This is a genomic window from Providencia sp. PROV156, from assembly GCF_028480905.1.
GTDB classification, from domain to species: domain Bacteria; phylum Pseudomonadota; class Gammaproteobacteria; order Enterobacterales; family Enterobacteriaceae; genus Providencia; species Providencia hangzhouensis.
Window position 1 is genome coordinate 88,850 of record NZ_JAMPPE010000006.1, and the last position, 17,362, is coordinate 106,211.

General features: G+C 37.2%; 18 protein-coding genes and 4 tRNA genes. 16 read left to right on the forward strand and 6 right to left on the reverse strand.

The features are described 5' to 3' along the window. Window positions 1-276 precede the first annotated feature (276 nt). The 12 genes from PSF31_RS06045 to fabV all read left to right on the forward strand — a co-directional run bounded on the left by PSF31_RS06045 (window position 277) and on the right by fabV (window position 9,843). Window positions 277-1,830, forward strand: a complete 1,554-nt coding sequence (locus PSF31_RS06045; protein ID WP_004263378.1) for an AbgT family transporter — start codon at window positions 277-279, stop codon at window positions 1,828-1,830. A 63-nt stretch (window positions 1,831-1,893) separates the two neighbouring features. Continuing rightward, window positions 1,894-3,126, forward strand: a complete 1,233-nt coding sequence (gene pepT / locus PSF31_RS06050) for a peptidase T (RefSeq protein WP_164560981.1) — start codon at window positions 1,894-1,896, stop codon at window positions 3,124-3,126. A 195-nt stretch (window positions 3,127-3,321) separates the two neighbouring features. Next, complete coding sequence (locus PSF31_RS06055) at window positions 3,322-4,008, forward strand: LuxR C-terminal-related transcriptional regulator (protein WP_112307464.1); 687 nt, start codon at window positions 3,322-3,324, stop codon at window positions 4,006-4,008. Continuing rightward, window positions 3,975-5,807: an excinuclease ABC subunit UvrC gene (gene uvrC, locus PSF31_RS06060; RefSeq protein ID WP_096865115.1), complete on the forward strand. Its 1,833-nt coding sequence runs from the start codon at window positions 3,975-3,977 to the stop codon at window positions 5,805-5,807. Before PSF31_RS06055 ends, uvrC begins: the two co-directional genes overlap by 34 nt. Before the next feature lie 57 nt (window positions 5,808-5,864). Then, window positions 5,865-6,413: a CDP-diacylglycerol--glycerol-3-phosphate 3-phosphatidyltransferase gene (gene pgsA, locus PSF31_RS06065; protein WP_004263394.1), complete on the forward strand. Its 549-nt coding sequence runs from the start codon at window positions 5,865-5,867 to the stop codon at window positions 6,411-6,413. Between the two features lie 166 nt (window positions 6,414-6,579). Then, window positions 6,580-6,655, forward strand: a tRNA-Gly gene (locus PSF31_RS06070). Between the two features lie 23 nt (window positions 6,656-6,678). Further along, window positions 6,679-6,752, forward strand: a tRNA-Cys gene (locus PSF31_RS06075). Window positions 6,753-6,759: 7 nt separating this feature from the next. Beyond that, window positions 6,760-6,846, forward strand: a tRNA-Leu gene (locus PSF31_RS06080). A 126-nt stretch (window positions 6,847-6,972) separates the two neighbouring features. After that, window positions 6,973-7,059 (forward strand) — tRNA-Leu (locus tag PSF31_RS06085). Between the two features lie 270 nt (window positions 7,060-7,329). Then, complete coding sequence (locus PSF31_RS06090; protein WP_036958643.1) at window positions 7,330-7,482, forward strand: hypothetical protein; 153 nt, start codon at window positions 7,330-7,332, stop codon at window positions 7,480-7,482. Between the two features lie 124 nt (window positions 7,483-7,606). Continuing rightward, window positions 7,607-8,167, forward strand: coding sequence for a hypothetical protein (locus PSF31_RS06095; RefSeq protein ID WP_004263412.1), 561 nt, complete (start codon window positions 7,607-7,609; stop codon window positions 8,165-8,167). Between the two features lie 476 nt (window positions 8,168-8,643). Continuing rightward, window positions 8,644-9,843: an enoyl-ACP reductase FabV gene (fabV, locus tag PSF31_RS06100; protein ID WP_004263421.1), complete on the forward strand. Its 1,200-nt coding sequence runs from the start codon at window positions 8,644-8,646 to the stop codon at window positions 9,841-9,843. 106 nt (window positions 9,844-9,949) lie between these two features. On the opposite strand, the gene PSF31_RS06105 is transcribed toward fabV, so the two are convergent. Further along, window positions 9,950-10,507: a toxin-antitoxin system YwqK family antitoxin gene (locus PSF31_RS06105; RefSeq protein WP_004263425.1), complete on the reverse strand. Its 558-nt coding sequence runs from the start codon at window positions 10,505-10,507 to the stop codon at window positions 9,950-9,952. A 222-nt stretch (window positions 10,508-10,729) separates the two neighbouring features. On the opposite strand from PSF31_RS06105, the gene PSF31_RS06110 reads away from it, so the two are divergent. Both PSF31_RS06110 and PSF31_RS06115 read left to right on the forward strand, forming a co-directional pair. Beyond that, on the forward strand, window positions 10,730-11,935 hold the full coding sequence (locus PSF31_RS06110) for a nicotinamide mononucleotide deamidase-related protein YfaY (protein WP_110591580.1): 1,206 nt from the start codon (window positions 10,730-10,732) through the stop codon (window positions 11,933-11,935). A 6-nt stretch (window positions 11,936-11,941) separates the two neighbouring features. Further along, window positions 11,942-12,715: a nucleotidyltransferase domain-containing protein gene (locus tag PSF31_RS06115; protein WP_096863925.1), complete on the forward strand. Its 774-nt coding sequence runs from the start codon at window positions 11,942-11,944 to the stop codon at window positions 12,713-12,715. Between the two features lie 5 nt (window positions 12,716-12,720). Here the strand turns inward: PSF31_RS06115 and PSF31_RS06120 are convergent, their stop codons facing one another. Beyond that, window positions 12,721-13,152: a hypothetical protein gene (locus tag PSF31_RS06120; protein ID WP_096863926.1), complete on the reverse strand. Its 432-nt coding sequence runs from the start codon at window positions 13,150-13,152 to the stop codon at window positions 12,721-12,723. 138 nt (window positions 13,153-13,290) lie between these two features. Further along, entirely contained in the window at window positions 13,291-13,716 is a 426-nt protein-coding gene (locus tag PSF31_RS06125; RefSeq protein ID WP_096863927.1) for a universal stress protein, read from the reverse strand. A 325-nt stretch (window positions 13,717-14,041) separates the two neighbouring features. Here PSF31_RS06125 and PSF31_RS06130 point away from each other — a divergent pair, with 325 nt between their 5' ends. Both PSF31_RS06130 and map read left to right on the forward strand, forming a co-directional pair. After that, window positions 14,042-14,248, forward strand: coding sequence for a ParD-like family protein (locus PSF31_RS06130; protein ID WP_036958645.1), 207 nt, complete (start codon window positions 14,042-14,044; stop codon window positions 14,246-14,248). Then, window positions 14,241-15,011: a type I methionyl aminopeptidase gene (gene map / locus PSF31_RS06135; protein ID WP_004263445.1), complete on the forward strand. Its 771-nt coding sequence runs from the start codon at window positions 14,241-14,243 to the stop codon at window positions 15,009-15,011. Before PSF31_RS06130 ends, map begins: the two co-directional genes overlap by 8 nt. Window positions 15,012-15,077: 66 nt before the next feature. On the opposite strand, the gene PSF31_RS06140 is transcribed toward map, so the two are convergent. The 3 genes from PSF31_RS06140 to PSF31_RS06150 all read right to left on the reverse strand — a co-directional run bounded on the left by PSF31_RS06140 (window position 15,078) and on the right by PSF31_RS06150 (window position 17,352). Beyond that, window positions 15,078-15,509, reverse strand: a complete 432-nt coding sequence (locus tag PSF31_RS06140) for a carboxymuconolactone decarboxylase family protein (RefSeq protein WP_004263450.1) — start codon at window positions 15,507-15,509, stop codon at window positions 15,078-15,080. Window positions 15,510-15,615: 106 nt separating this feature from the next. Continuing rightward, entirely contained in the window at window positions 15,616-16,392 is a 777-nt protein-coding gene (locus tag PSF31_RS06145; protein ID WP_036958646.1) for a DeoR/GlpR family DNA-binding transcription regulator, read from the reverse strand. A 3-nt stretch (window positions 16,393-16,395) separates the two neighbouring features. Next, window positions 16,396-17,352, reverse strand: coding sequence for a D-threonate 4-phosphate dehydrogenase (locus PSF31_RS06150; RefSeq protein WP_036958696.1), 957 nt, complete (start codon window positions 17,350-17,352; stop codon window positions 16,396-16,398). Between the last annotated feature and the right edge of the window lie 10 nt (window positions 17,353-17,362).

The following is a 17,362-nucleotide window of genomic DNA, read 5'->3' on the forward strand; positions in this document are numbered from 1 at the left end:
ACTTGCATACAAAAAAAGTGTAATTATTATTCCTTTTTTTGTATGCGCAGACTCGAAGTCAAATACTTAAGTGATATACCCTGCATTTAAATCTATAAGTTAATAAAATTTAAGATATGTAATTTTTGGTAATTAAAATTAATATAAATAATTCTAATATTTTATTTTGTAACTGGTTTATCCTGTAAAAACTAATCACAAAAATATTTTACTTTTATATATAGGTTATTTACTGTTATAAAGTTTCTATTCTAATAACATAAGTAGCTTGTAAATATGACAACAAAAACACTTCCCAAGAAAAAAGGGTTCTTAAACCGTGTCGAGCGCATCGGTAATGTTATGCCTGATGTGACTATGCTGTTTGTGTACGCCCTGATTATATGTTGGTTTTTATCTTATCTGCTTTCTTTCGTAGATTTTAGTTATTACCATCCTATTTCAAAAGAAAAAATTGCTATAGTTAATATGTTTCAGTATGAGGAAATCATATTATTTATCACTGCGGCAGTTAAAAACTTCATTAATTTCCCTCCTCTTGGTATCACGATAGTGGCAACATTAGGTATTGGTATTGCTGAAAGCAGTGGTTTCATTAATACCGCATTGAAAAAAATGTTGTCGTTTATTTCACCAAGAATGTTAACGCCTACAGTGGTGTTTGTGGGGATTGTTTCTCATATTGCTTCAGATTCTGCCTATGTCATTTTAATGCCAGTTGCAGCAATGATGTTTTATGCGAGTGGTCGTCATCCATTAGCTGGGATTGCTGCTGCATTTGCAGGCTTAGCGGGGGGATTTACTGCAAGCTATACGCCATCAATTATTGACCCAATAATGCAAAGTTTTACGCAAGATGCTGCACAAATGCTAGCGCCGGGTTATAGCGTAAATGTTTTATGTAACTATTTCTTTAGTTTGGGTGGTACATTCGGGGTTATTTTTACCTGTTGGTTTATCACTGAGAAGATTGTTGAACCATGGCTAAATAAAAACTGCCCAATCAGTTCAAACGAAGTTGATACTGATTCTGAAAAAAATTTAGGTAAAATTACTGCTGCTGAGAATCGTGCTTTTCGTATTTCTGGTTTAGTACTAATTGCTTTAGGTATCGGATTATTTGCACTATTATGGCCAGAGAACTCTCCATTACGTGGGCCTGATGGTAGCTTAACTAGCCCTAAAGCACCTATCATGCAAATTGTTGTGCCTTTATTATTTATTTTCTTTGCTTTGCCAGGCATTGTTTATGGTTATATGACGAAATCTTTTACATCAACAAAAGATGTTGTCAAGGCAATGGAAAATATTACTAAGTCACTTATCCCATTTATTGTTTTTGCTTTTTTTGCTGCCCAATTTTTATATTCATTCCAACATTCTAATTTAGGCACATTATTAGCGCTTTCAGGGGCAGAGTTATTACGTACACTTGATATGCCATCTGGAATGACCGTTTTTGGCGTTATTCTATTAACGGCTATCTTAAATATTATGATTACTTCTGCGACATCAAAATGGGCAATTATGGCGCCAGTATTAGTGCCTATGCTAATGGCAGTCGGAATTTCACCTGAATTAACACAAGCGGCATTTCGTGTCAGCGACTCTGCAATGAATGTGAGCACACCGATGTTTCCGTTTTATCCGTTAATCCTGATGTATTGCCAGAAATACTATAAAAATGCAGGAATAGGAACATTGTGCTCAATGATGATCCCATTCACCGTTGGGCTATTAATTATTTTAACTTCAACATTATATTTATTCTGGGCTTTTGATATCCCAATTGGTTTCGACAGTGGTTACACATGGCATCCTGCACCATAAGTAGGGCCAATACCCTACCTATTAAATAGGTAGGGTAAATATAGTTAATGCAAGGAATATAAAATGAACGAATTAGGTAAGCAATTAGAGCAGCGTTTTTACCGCTATCTCGCTATTGAAAGCCAAAGTGACGCAGCAAGCACGGTTGTTCCAAGCACAGAAGGGCAACGTGAGCTGGCAAAATTATTAGCGCAAGAGCTTGAAAGTTATGATTTGAAAGATGTTTATATCGATGACCATGCCATCTTATATGCAATGCGCCCAGGCAATAAGCCTTCAGCGCCAAAAATAGGTTTTGTGACTCATTTAGATACTGTTGATGTTGGGTTATCTCCCATCGTTAAGCCTCAAACCTTAAGATATGAAGGCAAAGATTTATGTTTAAATGAAAAAGAAAATATTTGGTTTAAATCAGATGAGCACCCTGAAGCTGCACCTTATATCGGTGAAGAGATTATTTTTAGTGATGGAACTAGCGTACTTGGCGCAGATAATAAAGCCGCTGTAACGGTTGTCATGGAATTAATGAATAAGCTGCAATATGCCGATTTTGATTGTGGGGATATCTACGTTGCGTTTGTACCTGACGAAGAAATTGGCCTACGCGGTTCTAAAATTATGGATTTATCCCGTTTTAACGTTGATTTTGCTTATACCATTGACTGTTGTGCTCTTGGTGAGGTTGTGTACGAAACGTTTAATGCTGCTTCTATTGAAGTTTCAATTAAAGGTATTACCGCACATCCTATGTCAGCTAAGAATGTATTATTGAATCCTATTCGTGTAGCTCATGATTTTATTGGTTGCTTTGATCGTTTTGATACCCCAGAACATACAGAGCATCGCGAAGGCTACTTTTATGTGACAGATTTAATAGCAAACCCTGATAATGCTAAAATTAAAATGGCGATCCGTGATTTTGACCGTCATAGTTTTTCAGCTCGAAAGCACTTTATAAAACAAGCGATTGAATTAATAAAAGCGCGTCATCCGCGTGCAAAAATTGAGTGCAACATTGTAGATGTGTATAGCAATATTAGCGACTCATTAGGAGATGACCGTACAGCGATTGATTTAATTTTTGATGCATTGAAAATTCAAGAGGTTGAACCTAAGGTGATCCCAATGCGCGGTGGTACGGATGGCTCTGCTTTATCAGCAAGAGGTATCTTAACCCCAAATTATTTTACTGGTGCACTTAATTTCCACTCATGTTTTGAGTTTTTACCAATCAGCTCTTTTGAGAAAAGCTACTTAGTATCAGAAACCATTTGTCGTTTAGTTGGAAAAAAATAACATATCATTTTATTCTTAATATAAAGGCCACTCAATAAGGTGGCCTTTAATTATTAATGCCCATAATTCATTCATGTAAATTATAATTTAGTTATTTTTAATAAAACAAAAATAAATAAAAAATTGTATATGACTTTTTTATTTATTCATTTATTATTTTTCACTATTAGGTTTAAAATCCAATAGGGGTATTAATTGATTAATATTATAATAATTGACGACAGTAATATTGTAATTCGTGGTTTTGAGGCTATTTTTTCACGTCAAATACGTTATAAAATTGTTGCTTCTTTTTCATCACTAGAACACGTGATTACATGGAATAGATGCCAAAAAGCAAATATGATTTTAATCAGTAGTGATAGTTTTCGTTATGATTCACTAAAAACAATCCAGACATTGCGTCGAACTCAACCAGATGTTGGGATCATTATTTACAATGTAAGAAATAACCCTGCATTTTTTTTAAAAGCATTAGATATTGGCATTTTCGGTTTATTGAGTATCAATGTGACAGAAGAAGACATTATTGAAGCTATCCAAATTGTAAGTGTTAAACGGAGAATTATATCGCCGGATATTGCCCAAGACCTTGCTCTACAGCGGTTAGTTTATAGTAATCAACAAGATTTATATGATTTATTATCGGGGCGTGAGTTAGAAATCATGTTAATGATCACCCAGGGAATGCCTATAAAACGGGTAGCGGAGTCCCTTTCCTTAAGCCCTAAAACAGTAAATACCTATCGATATCGAATGTTTAGTAAACTTAATATCTGTAGTGATGTAGAATTAACTCATATAGCTATCAGTTATGGTTTAATCACAGCAAAACAGGGTTTACTCGAGTGTCAGAACAGTTCGAACCGAAAGCTTTCTTAAAAACAGTTACTAATCAACCTGGTGTATACCGTATGTATGACGCTGGGGAAACGGTTATATATGTAGGAAAGGCAAAGGATCTTAAGAAACGCTTAGCAAGTTATTTTCGTGAAAATGTGGGTAGCCGCAAAACAGAGCAGTTGGTAAAGCAAATCGCCTCTATTGATGTGACGGTGACTCATACTGAAACAGAAGCGCTATTACTTGAGCACAACTATATTAAGTTGTACCAGCCACGTTATAACGTATTGTTACGTGACGATAAATCTTATCCTTACCTATTTTTAAGCAGTGAAACTCATCCTCGAATTTCGATGCACCGGGGGGCGAAACATGCTAAAGGCGAGTACTTCGGCCCTTTCCCGAGTTCTTATGCAGTAAGGGAAACATTAGCGTTAATGCAGAAGTTATTTCCGATACGTCAATGTGAAGATAGCATGTATCGAAATCGCTCAAGGCCTTGTTTACAATATCAAATTGGTCGTTGCTTAGGTCCCTGTGTTAAAGGGTTGGTTTCCGATGAAGACTATAATCAACAAGTGGAATATGTACGTTTATTTTTAACGGGTAAAGATAAACAAGTTTTGGCTGGTTTAGTTGACCGTATGGAAAAGGCAAGTTTAGAACTACGCTTTGAAGATGCAGCGCGTTTTAGAGATCAAATCCAAGCGGTAAGAGCTGTCACGGAAGAGCAATATGTATCTGGTGATAGCGATGACCTAGATGTTATTGGTGTTTCTTTTGAATCTGGTCTTGCTTGCGTGCATGTACTTTTTATTCGTCAAGGCAAAGTCCTTGGTAGTCGCAGTTATTTCCCTAAAATTCCAGCAGATACACAGCTTGAGGAAGTGGTTCAAACCTTCTTAGGTCAGTTTTATTTGCAAGGAAGTGAAAATAGAACTCTACCTGGCGAAATATTATTAGATTTTGCATTAACAGAAAAAGAATTATTATCTGAGTCTCTTTCTGAGATCGCGGGACGTAAAATTCATATTCAAAGTCAGCCACGTGGTGTGAGGGCTCGTTACTTAAAATTAGCGAGAACGAATGCATCAATTGCGCTTTCAACAAAATTAGCGCAACACTCGACGGTGCAACAACGTATGGAAGCACTAGCAAAAGTGGTTAATTTAGAAAACATCAATCGTATGGAGTGTTTTGATATTTCACATACGATGGGGGAGCAAACAGTCGCCTCTTGTGTTGTGTTTGATAAATCAGGCCCGGTGAAATCAGAGTATCGGCGCTATAATATTACAGGGATCACCCCTGGAGACGATTACGCGGCTATGCATCAAGTTTTAACACGGCGTTATGGTAAACACATTGATGAAAGCAAAGTTCCTGACATTATCTTTATTGATGGGGGTAAAGGCCAATTAGGGCAGGCAAGGGATGTGTTTAATTCACTAGAGGTTGATTGGGATAAAAAACACCCATTGCTGATTGGCGTTGCAAAGGGTAGCGACCGTAAAGCGGGGCTTGAAACCTTATTTTTAAAACCAGAAGGCGAAGGTTTTTCATTACCACCTGATTCCCCAGCTTTGCATGTAATCCAACACATTCGAGATGAATCACATAATCATGCGATTACGGGGCATCGACAACGACGAGCAAAAGTCAAAAGTACTAGTGCATTAGAGTCAATTGAGGGGGTTGGCCCGAAACGTCGGCAGATGTTGCTAAAATATATGGGCGGGTTACAACCTTTACGTAATGCAAGTATAGAAGAAATCGCAAAAGTGCCCTCGATCTCATACGCCCTTGCAGAAAAGATTTATAATGCATTGAAACAGTGAGTGTCTTAGGGCAACATATTCATAATATCCAACTTGGTCAAAAAGTTAGTGAGCGTGATGAAATTAAACATACCAACGTGGTTGACATTATTTCGCGTCATCCTAATACCGTTTTTTGTATTAGCCTTTTATCTCCCTGTTACTTGGGGGCCGTTTGCATGCGCGCTTATTTTTGTTATCGCAGCGGTAACTGATTGGTTTGATGGCTTTTTAGCAAGACTGTGGAAGCAGACTACAAAGTTTGGCGCTTTTTTAGATCCTGTTGCTGATAAAGTTATGGTTGCTACAGCGTTAGTGTTAGTCACTGAAAGTTACGATGTTTGGTATGTGACTTTGCCAGCAGCAACCATGATTGCACGTGAAATTATTATTTCTTCTTTACGTGAATGGATGGCAGAAATAGGAAAGCGTAGCAGTGTGGCTGTTTCTTGGATTGGTAAATTTAAAACCACAGCTCAGATGATGTCACTGGTCGGTTTATTGTGGCGTCCAACGCCATTGATTGAAAACCTTTCAATCGCACTAATGTATGTTGCAGCTATCTTAACATTCTGGTCAATGTTCCAATATTTAAAGGCTGCATGGGGTGATTTGAGCGAAGCGTGATCGAAATGATTGAAAAAACAGCGAACGATCCAATTATTTCAATAATTGTATTGACTCGATAGGTGAAATCAGTAGAATGCAACGCATCGAACGGCAACATGGTTTACGAAAATAAATAAGTAAATCAGCCAGTTTGAAAAGCATAAGCTGAAAAGTGAAGCTTTACGCGGGAATAGCTCAGTTGGTAGAGCACGACCTTGCCAAGGTCGGGGTCGCGAGTTCGAGTCTCGTTTCCCGCTCCAAATTTCGAAAGAAATTCGGATAAGGCGCGTTAGCAAAGCGGTTATGCACCGGATTGCAAATCCGTGTAGCTCGGTTCGACTCCGGGACGCGCCTCCAAAATTTAGCCCAGGTGGTGAAATCGGTAGACACAAGGGATTTAAAATCCCTCGGCCTTTAGGCTGTGCGGGTTCAAGTCCCGCCCTGGGCACCATCTTAAAGTAATTGAACGCTATTAAGTGTTTTATTTTAAGTTAGCTAATCACAATGTGTTTTATTAAATGCATGGGTTAGTCGGGTAGATTAATAATTTATCCAATTTTTTGAGAAAGACAATTTAGCCCAGGTGGTGAAATCGGTAGACACAAGGGATTTAAAATCCCTCGGCCTTTAGGCTGTGCGGGTTCAAGTCCCGCCCTGGGCACCATCTCAATTTTAATCAGAAATGGTCAAAATTAGCAATTAACCACCTTTAGGTGGTTTTTTTGTATCTAACTCCCTTCAAATATTTAGTATCTGCTGAACTGACGTCGTTTAATTAGGTGTATTTATTCTTTATATTCAATGTGTTTTTTTTGAAATAGCATAAGTATTTTTTATTGTGTCAACTAACGCGAAATTCGTGTAAAAAACCGTAAGTCAGACCGTTCTGTTAGTGTTTTGTGTCACTATTCTGATTCTTAAAGAGGATCAGGCTATGTCTAACATGAAAACTGAAGTTGTAGTTGTACGATTAACTAAACATGAACGAGCGTTATTAGATACAGTAAAAACAAAACCGTTATTAGCAGATTGGTTGAAAGAAATTGCTATGGCAGAGGCTAAACAACAGGAGAACAAAGAAGAGTAAGGCAGCTTTAACGGTACAGAAATCAATCGAGTCATTTAATATGATGATAGAAAAGTTAATTTTTGATTAATTATTCATTTTTGATAGTATCAAATTAGATGACTTAATTGGAATTTGAGAAGTGATGATAAAAGGAATTTTGTTTACGTTAATACTCGTACTCGCTTCTGGCTGCACAACGAAAAAGCTAGATGCCCCTTATGGGTTTAAGTGGGGGCAAACCCCTGAAGATATAAAAAAATTACAGTTAAAAGGATTGCAATGTACTGAGTTTCAAGAAGGAGGTGCGTTATGTTCATCAGCAAACTCTCCTCAAATAGCAAATAAACTGTTTTTATTGATGTTTTCTCGGGAAAAAAATACTCTAATGCTCGTTTCCTCCCAAGGAAAAGATAGCCGTGACCAATCAGTCATTTTGGCTGAGTATGATGCGATTAACCAGAAAATGTTTGAAGTATATGGTTTGCCAAAGCAAACAATTGAACGCTATAAACGAAATGTTTATTTCTTAGATAAAATATCTGATGACGAAACAACACCATTTAAGCGGGTTTATGAGAAAGATGGCATGCAGATTATGGTCGGTATTGTTAGTAATGCCCATTTTCGCAAAATTCACAATAAAAAAGATATTGTTTACTCAGTGATGGTTATACATAATTTAATACCCCCTAAGCCGCAATAAGCGGCTAGCAAATTATTTAGTACAGGTTATGGTTGTTTATTGTTTCTCTTGGTAATGGTTTTAGGCATATTTTTTATCTCTGGGTGAGTTCTTTAATATCTTGCAGTATTTCCCAAATGCGTCATAGGATTGCTCTGGAAACATGATGATACGTTCCTTAATCTCAACAGCAGATATTTAAAAAATTATATTTCAATGTCTTATATTTGCTGGGGTGATGAGTGCTATAATGACAGTCGCCTTGGCGTCACAAAAATATATGGTCATTAACCTAGAGGAAAAGCAACTAACCTTGAGCGAGAGTTAGATTTATTACGCCGTGTTATTGAAACTCTCAATGATTTAAAATAGGTAATTAGTGGGAAAGTAACCAATAAACTGGTCTGTTCACCCTATTTATTTTCACTCTGTCTTAAGTAAATGGATAATATCAGGTATATTAGACCCTGATTGTTAGCTACCAAGAAAAAATTACTATGATTATCAAACCTAAAATTCGTGGTTTTATCTGCACTACAGCTCATCCAGCAGGCTGTGAAGCCAATGTTCGTGAGCAAATTGCCTACGTGAAATCACGTGGCGAGCTGAAAAATGGCCCTAAGAAAGTTTTAGTTATTGGTGCATCCACCGGTTACGGTCTGGCCTCTCGTATCAACGCCGCATTTGGCAGCGGAGCCGCTACCATTGGTGTATTTTTTGAAAAACCAGGCAGTGAAAGTAAAACTGGTTCTGCGGGCTGGTACAATTCCGCAGGTTTTGACAAAGCAGCGAAAGAAGAAGGCCTGTATGCAAAAAGCATTAATGGTGATGCTTTTTCTGATGAATGCCGTCAAACCGTTATTGATTTGATTAAACAAGACTTAGGCCAAATTGATTTAGTGGTTTATTCATTGGCATCACCAGTGCGTAAAATGCCTGAAACAGGTGAAATTGTACGTTCAGCCTTGAAACCTATTGGTGAACCGTACAAATCTGTTGCGCTGGATACCAACAAAGATGTGTTGATTGAAGCTGTTGTTGAACCCGCCAATGAACAGGAAATCGCAGATACAGTGAAAGTCATGGGTGGCCAAGACTGGGAGCTGTGGATGAATGCGTTAGATGAAGCGGGTGTTTTAGCCGATAACGCACAATCTGTAGCTTATTCTTATATTGGTACGGATTTAACATGGCCAATTTATTGGCATGGTACATTGGGTAAAGCAAAAGAAGATTTGGACCGTGCGGCTCATGCAATCAATCAAAAATTGCAAGCTAAGGGTGGGGCAGCGTATGTTGCTGTATTAAAATCTGTTGTAACACAGGCCTCCTCTGCAATTCCTGTCATGCCGTTATATATCTCTATTGTCTTTAAGATTATGAAAGAAAAAGGGATCCATGAAGGCTGTATTGAACAAATTCAACGCTTATTTGCCACTAAGTTATTCAATGACGCAGTGCCAGAGACCGATGAAAAACATCGTCTACGTTTAGATGATTGGGAATTGCGTGATGACGTACAAAACACATGCCGTGAAATTTGGCAGCAGCTTAATGATAACAACATCAATGAACTAACGGATTACCAAGGCTATAAAGCTGAATTTCTCCGTCTGTTTGGCTTTGGCCTAAATGGTGTTGATTATGATGCTGATCTCAGCGGTGAAGTGAATTTTGAAGTGAAAGAGCTAATTTAGTTATATTCGTCTTCATTTTCAATTTATTAGAAACCCGCTACTTGCGGGTTTCTATTTTTAGCTATCTTTGTAAATCATACGCATCTGTTTTATCTTGTTAGTTGAATTATTGCAATACGGTAATTTCACCATCGCGGATAAGAGCTTTAGAAATAACCGTTCCATTTTCATCAAATTCGGTCACTATTCCAACGAGTTTTTCATTTTTAAATGTGCCCGTAATATTGGGTTTATTACTAGGTGTGTCGTGATAAATTATAAATGGCCCTGATAATTTACCTTGCAGTGTGTTGACTTCGATATCGTTACGGCCACTCTCATGGTAAGTGCGGACAGTTCCATGTACCTTGCAGTCTTTGAGTTCAATATGGGATTCAGGCTTGCCATTTTCATAGTAGGTTTTGATATATTTATCAAAACATCCTTTAGATACCCATGTTTTAAATTTTGGCTGACCATTATCGTACTCAACTTCAAATGCTCCTTCAGAAATACCTTTAGGTGCCTCTGTGGAAGGAAAGTCTATTCTTTTTAATTCACTTAAATCTCCAAATTTTGAATCTGAGTTTGAATTAGAATTTGGAGATCCTCCAAGTTGGCACCCAGAAACTAATAAAACTAAAGAAAATAATGCAACAGATTTAATTGGTTTTAGTTTGAACATGTAGCCTCTATTATTGCTGTGAAAAAATAATGGATTCAATTGCATATAAAACTATAGCCTTTTTATGACCACATAGGGTGAGAATTATCCTAAACCATTTATTTTTAATGAGTTCTGGATATTTTAAAAGGGGAACTCAGGTGAATAAAAATTGATGTTAGTCATCTTGATAATAAGGTAATTTAGTCAGTTAATGTGATTTATATAATCAGGGAGTCATAGATGTTAGTTGTTGAAATGTTGAGTACCGGGGATGAGGTTTTACACGGACAAATAATTGATACAAATGCCGCTTGGTTGGCAGACTGTTTTTTTCAACAAGGTCTTCCTTTGAGTAGCAGAACAACGGTTGGTGATAATTTAGATTGTTTAGTCGCTACTTTCCTTGAGCGTAGTTTATCTGCAGATATTCTCATTGTTAACGGCGGGCTTGGGCCAACAAGTGATGATTTAAGCGCCTTGGCGGCGGCTAAAGCTGCGGGAGTTCCATTAGTTGAACATTCTCAGTGGGTTGAAGTCATGGAGCGTTATTTTATTGCCAGAGGGCGGGTTATGCCTGAAACGAATCGTAAACAAGCACTACTCCCTGAAAATGCAGAATTAATTGATAACCCTGTAGGAACGGCTTGTGGCTTTTCTTTAGTCTTGAATGATTGTCTGATTTTTTTTACTCCTGGTGTTCCTTCTGAATTTAAGGTTATGGTGAATGAGCAAATTTTGCCAAGGTTACGAGCACATTTTACATTGCCAGAGCCACCAGTTTGTTTACGCCTAACCAGTTTTGGCCGTAGTGAAAGTAGTCTTGCGAAGCAATTTGATAGCTTACCTTTACCTGAAAACTGTGTTTTAGGCTATCGTTCTTCAATGCCTATTATTGAATTAAAGCTAACGGGACCTGCGTCACAAAAAGAATTGATGGAAAGAGATTGGCAATTAGTGAAGCAAGGAGTAGGGGACAACTTGATATTTGAAGGGACAGAAGGTTTAGCGCAAAAAATTGGCAAATCCCTAAGAGAAAGGAAATTACAAATAATAGTCAGTGAACAATTTAGCGCAGGGCTGTTAAGTTGGACATTAGATTCAGCGGGGATCGCTATTTCTTCCAGTCAAATTTTGCCATCTGACGTGGAACAAACATTGAAAATTTTAGCGCAAAGAGCTCAAAATATAGCAATTAATCATCCTCTATCTATTGGTTTAGTGGTTGGCGAATATAATGAGCAATATTTAAACGTTGCTCTATCAACACCAGATATGTGTTATGCGCAGAGAATTCATTATTTACCAAATAATCATTCACAGAAAGAAAAACAAGAAGTCAGTGTAATGTTAATATTAGATATGTTGTCTCGTTGGTTAAATGGTCGCGAGGTTATTGGCTACTATGAATGGTTAGTACAAACAGAAACACTTATTTTTGAGAGTTAGGTGGTTATGAAGTTAAAAGATTATAAGTATATTTCTGTTCCTGAAGAGAGGCCGTTTCAACCAGAATTTCAGTCAATAATAACAGAATCTATTTATTGGCTGAGTTGCATATTAAAAGACAAGCTCCATAGCATTTATGTGTATGGTAGTGTTGCAAAAGGCTGTGCGAAGCCACAGCAATCAGATTTGGATCTATGCATTGTATTATGTGGTGCCCTTACTCAATTAGAAACAACCAGATTGAATGAAATACAAGTTCAATTAACAGTTAATCACATTGAGGTCAGCAAAATTGATTTTGATATTGGTATTCTTACGGATGTGATGAGTGAGGCTAATCTATATAGTTGGGGATATTGGATTAAGCATCATTGCCGTTGCATTTATGGAGATGACTTAGCAACACATTTTAGCCAATTTGTTCCTTCGCGAGAAATAGCAGAAGCAGTTAATGGCGATTTTGTTAATGTATTGAATGGTTATATCGACCAAATTAATCATTGTCATGATGACTCTGAGCTAAAGTTATTATATCGGGCGGCATCGAGAAAGCTTATTCGTTCCACCAATATATTACGTTGGAAAAATGATAGTGACTGGCCAGAAACATTATTTGAATATATACAAAAATTCGTTCAATATTATCCAGAACGACAAAATGAAATAAATTATTTTTTACGTCAAAGTATAGAGCCTTTTGCTGATGAGGAATTTTTGAAATATTTAGCCCAGTTTATCAGCTGGTTGGATGTTGAACATTCTAATGTTGTTAATAAATGAGCCAATTATGGCTCATCTGGTTGTAGTGCATCAATGATATAATTAATACTTGAAACGCCACTCTTACAAGCTTTGTTTTTTAAAACAGTTGGAGTTTTATCAATGGCCATTTTTACTGAAGATAATTGTTCGGTGTAGGTTTGTGCTCCAATAATCTCTGGATTATTATGTAAGTATTCAATAACTCCATCGACTTTTTGATAAAACTGGTCACACGAGTCGCCATCCGTTTCTAAGATTTTTAGTTCATTAAGAGAATTTGGAACAAGTTGTTTCGTATGCTGTTGTACTTGCTCGATATACTTCCCTGATTTTACTTGCTCAACTATAGTCATTACCTGGTTTTTCATATTAAAAAACAGGTAGATAGCTGTAATTAAAGCGATAGCTAAAATTATATTGATGCTAATGCTGATCCAGAGTAAGTGTTTTTTCATTACATTCCTTGAGTGAAAAATAAATCTGCAATAGATAGATAGCTTAGTCGAGTGAATAATCCATGTATGTAAGATTAACACGAAAAAACAAGGTAACCCAATAATATAGGCTACCTAGATTACTATAATTATTAGCGGCTATCGGACAGTCAAAACAGAAATTTTTGAATTTTGAATAACCATTGATGCTGTTGAACCTAAAAAGTATGTGGACATACCTGGGCGCCTTGACCCAATAACGATTAAATCAGCAGAAATTTCCTCTGCAACACGTAAGATTTCATCTCTTGGTGTCCCCATTAAAACTTGAGCACTGTATTTATCATTTGGAATATTAAATTCTTTAATTATTTCAGCGAGCTGCTTCGTGACGTTTTCTTGTTCACTATCCGCTTTTTCAGCAAAACCAAATCCCATTGTGGTATAGAAAGGAACAGTAGGAATAATTGCCAAAAAATGAATATGTGCTTTTTCATATTCAGCAAGGTATTGAATATGAGACATAACTAAATGTGCTAAGCTTTTTTCTGTTATATCAATAGGAACTAAAATTTTATTATACATGTTTTTCTCCAGCTTTTATTTATTGAGTTCATGTTGTAATCGGATCATTAGTTTATTAATAGTACGGCAGTTAAACCAGCACATGGCCGAGTTAATCAAAATAATGCTAATTTACGTATAATCATTACATTCTTCGGAATTTATGATAGCGGATCAACGATTCAAATACTTTGACGGCGGAATCAACTTAATCAACTTAAAGTAGTATTTATGGGCTGTTTTTCATGCGCTTTGTGCTATACAAAACGTGAATGCTTTGAATCATCATCTTCCTGTTATATGATCTATACATGATTTGTATACACATCATATTGTTGAGGTTGCTTTGGGTATCGTAAAAATTTCAGATGAATTGCATGATTATCTGCGCCATGCGAGCCAGGTTATGTCCCGTTCGATTAATTCACAGGCAGAGTTTTGGATTAAAATTGGTATGCAAGCTGAACTAAACCCGAATAAGACATTTACTATGTTAGTCAATGAAATGTTAGAAAAAGAGTCAATTGAATTAAAAGGAAAAGTTCATGAATAATATTACAATTAAAACAGCAGAAGAAATTGAACTGATGCGTGAGTCTGGACGACTTTTGGCTAGCGTTTTTAAGATGTTGGATTCATTTATTGTACCGGGTATTTCCACAATGGAGATTAATGATAAAGTTGAAAGCTATATCGTTAATGAATTACAAGCAAGGCCTGCTAGTAAAGGGCAATATGGCTACCAATATGTTTTGAATACATCGTTGAATGAAGTCGTTTGTCATGGTGTTCCAAAAACAGATGAAATTTTAAAAGCAAAAGACATCATTAACGTTGATATTACGCTAGAGAAAAATGGCTTTATCGCTGATTCAAGTAAAATGTATGTAATGCCAGAAGCTTCACCACTAGCACGTAAATTAGTTAAAGATACTTATGCTGCTATGTGGGAAGGAATAAAACAAGTTAAACCGGGTGCGACATTGGGTGATATTGGTTCCGCTATTCAACATTATGCGGAATCTAAAGGTTACAGTGTCGTACGCGAATATTGTGGGCATGGTATTGGCCGTGAAATGCATGAAGATCCGCAAGTTCTTCATTACGGTGTACGAGGGAAAGGGGTTGAATTAAAAGAAGGAATGACATTTACGATAGAGCCAATGATTAACCAGGGTGGGATGAAAATTAAAACAAAAAAAGATGGTTGGACGGTCGTAACAAGAGATAAAAAATTATCTGCTCAATCTGAACATACGGTATTAGTCACTAAAGATGGGTATGAAGTTTTAACATTACGTGATGAAGAAAAATAGTGTTAAAAGTAGAATTTACAAGCATGCTGCCATAAAGGTAGCAAGCTTTTTTTATACAAATTTTTACTATTGTCTCAGTGCTATTGCTATACGGTTAAAGGCACTCATTAAACCAATAGCGATAGTTAAATCAGAAATTTGTTCATCAGAAAAATGGTGTTTTAATTCATTAAAGAGAGCATCTGATGTACCACTGGTAGCTATATTAACGACAGCTTCGGTCCAAGCTAATGCAGCGCGCTCTAATGAATTAAAATGATGACTAACCTGCCAGCCAGCGAGTGTGTCTATTTTTTTGTTACTGACACCATTTGAACGTAATGAGCTTGCATGCATATCTAGGCAAAATGCACAGCCATTGATTTGTGAAACTCTTAAATAAACAAGCTCTATTAGTTCTTTACCTAACCCGCTTTTATCCAATGCATTTTTGCATTCAATAAGCCCTTTATAAGCTTCAGGTGATAAATTGTTATAGGCTAATCTCAGTTCGCTCATGAGTGGTTCCTTACATATTTTGTTGTCAGATGAAATGCAATGTTTGGTGCGGTTTGGTTGGAAGGTTGAGCTACTTTATTTTATAAATAAATCACGTTCAATAGCATTAAGTGGCATTTGTGGAAACCAATATTAGATTAGTGCGACAAGAATCTATAAATTTTTGCTGAATATCGAGTGGAAGTTGGTTATCTGTAATAATATCTGTCAATTCGTCTATTTGAGCGACACGAAATAATGACCATTTACCGTATTTACTACTATCAGCAAGCATAACAGAGCGTGTAGCATTTGTTATTAGGTCACGTTTTAGACCTGCTTTTTCTTCTGTTGGTGTTGTAATTCCTTTTTCTAAACTCCAAGAGTTACAACTAATGAATGCGATATCAGGATAAATGCTACGTAATAAAACACGCCCATGTTCACCAATACAAGATTGGCTACTATCGTCAATTCTTCCACCAACAATAGTGACTTCAATTTGTTTGAATTCAGAAAGAAAAAGGGCAATATGGAGGTCAGAGGTGATAACACGCAGGGGCATATGAGTGAGCTCTCGCGCTAGCTCAAGCATGGTTGTTCCTGCATCAAGTAGAACCGTGCTACCTGGTTCAATTAAACGGGCTGCCGCTTTCGCAATAGCCCGTTTCTCTCTTAGATTACGCTGGTTTTTTTCGGACGTAGTGGGCTGAACAGGAATGAAACGGTTTAGGGTTACACCGCCATGCGTGCGAGAGATAACCCCAGTTTCATCAAGTTTAATGAGATCACGCCGGATAGTGGCCGCTGACACGGATAATGCTTGTACTAGTTCTTCAACAGTGACGAGGTTATGCTGTTTAAGATACTCAAGTATTAAATCTAATCTATCCATTGTGCTCATTAGTTATACTACATTCATCGCAAGTTTAAGTGAGATGGCCATACTTTCAGGATTTGCTTTACCCGTCCAAGCAATATCAAATGCGGTTCCGTGATCGGCTGAAGTGCGCAAGAACGGAAGGCCCGCAGTGATATTAACACCATCATAAAAACCTAATAATTTCAAAGGAATATGACCCTGATCGTGATACATGGCAACGACCATATCATATTGCCCTTGATAGGCTTGTAAAAATACAGTATCTGGAGGACAAGGGCCATAAACATTAATACCTTCAGACCTTACCTGTTCTATAGCTGGTTGTAAATATACGATTTCTTCATCACCAAATAAACCATTTTCCCCAGCATGAGGATTAACGCCAGCGATCGCAATACGTGGTTTTTCATAGCCAACGCGTTTTAAAAAGTCTGATGCGATACGAGACACGGTTATGATACGCTCGCTATTTAATGTATCTAAAAATTTACGCAATGCAATATGTGTTGTGACATGGATGACTTTTAATTTTTCGGTATAAAGCACCATGGCATAATCTTTGGTATTGGTTAGCTGGGCAAGTAGTTCAGTGTGACCTGGGTAGTTGTGCCCGGCAAGGTGCAATGCTTCTTTATTTAAAGGTGCAGTGGCAATCGCTTTCACTTCACCTGCGAGAGCTAGTTCAGTCGCACGTTTAATACAACGAAATGCTAAGTCACCAGCTTGAGCTTGGACCTTCCCCGCAATAAGTGCGCTAGGGTCGGCTAGGGGTTCATCAATAATATTGATGGTATCCGCTGAAAATTGAGCTTCTTTGATATTTTGTATCACATTGATTTTTATCTGAGGAACTACCCCTGATTTAATTAATCGCTGCATTGTTGATGCACAACCGATAACAACGGCAGAGGCTCCTGCCAGTTCACCTTCTGCAAGGGATTTGACGATAATTTCTGGGCCAATACCTGCAGGATCTCCCATGGTAATAGCA

Coding starts and splice junctions, on each gene's coding strand:
- PSF31_RS06125 (WP_096863927.1), bottom strand. CDS start 13,716: ATGTATAATAAAATTTTAGTTCCTATTGATATAACAGAAAAAAGCTTA.
- PSF31_RS06115 (WP_096863925.1), top strand. CDS start 11,942: ATGAAGTTAAAAGATTATAAGTATATTTCTGTTCCTGAAGAGAGGCCG.
- pgsA (WP_004263394.1), top strand. CDS start 5,865: ATGAAATTAAACATACCAACGTGGTTGACATTATTTCGCGTCATCCTA.
- map (WP_004263445.1), top strand. CDS start 14,241: ATGAATAATATTACAATTAAAACAGCAGAAGAAATTGAACTGATGCGT.
- PSF31_RS06145 (WP_036958646.1), bottom strand. CDS start 16,392: ATGAGCACAATGGATAGATTAGATTTAATACTTGAGTATCTTAAACAG.
- PSF31_RS06090 (WP_036958643.1), top strand. CDS start 7,330: ATGTCTAACATGAAAACTGAAGTTGTAGTTGTACGATTAACTAAACAT.
- PSF31_RS06105 (WP_004263425.1), bottom strand. CDS start 10,507: ATGTTCAAACTAAAACCAATTAAATCTGTTGCATTATTTTCTTTAGTT.
- PSF31_RS06140 (WP_004263450.1), bottom strand. CDS start 15,509: ATGAGCGAACTGAGATTAGCCTATAACAATTTATCACCTGAAGCTTAT.
- PSF31_RS06110 (WP_110591580.1), top strand. CDS start 10,730: ATGTTAGTTGTTGAAATGTTGAGTACCGGGGATGAGGTTTTACACGGA.
- PSF31_RS06120 (WP_096863926.1), bottom strand. CDS start 13,152: ATGAAAAAACACTTACTCTGGATCAGCATTAGCATCAATATAATTTTA.
- PSF31_RS06045 (WP_004263378.1), top strand. CDS start 277: ATGACAACAAAAACACTTCCCAAGAAAAAAGGGTTCTTAAACCGTGTC.
- fabV (WP_004263421.1), top strand. CDS start 8,644: ATGATTATCAAACCTAAAATTCGTGGTTTTATCTGCACTACAGCTCAT.
- PSF31_RS06095 (WP_004263412.1), top strand. CDS start 7,607: ATGATAAAAGGAATTTTGTTTACGTTAATACTCGTACTCGCTTCTGGC.
- PSF31_RS06150 (WP_036958696.1), bottom strand. CDS start 17,352: ATGGGAGATCCTGCAGGTATTGGCCCAGAAATTATCGTCAAATCCCTT.
- pepT (WP_164560981.1), top strand. CDS start 1,894: ATGAACGAATTAGGTAAGCAATTAGAGCAGCGTTTTTACCGCTATCTC.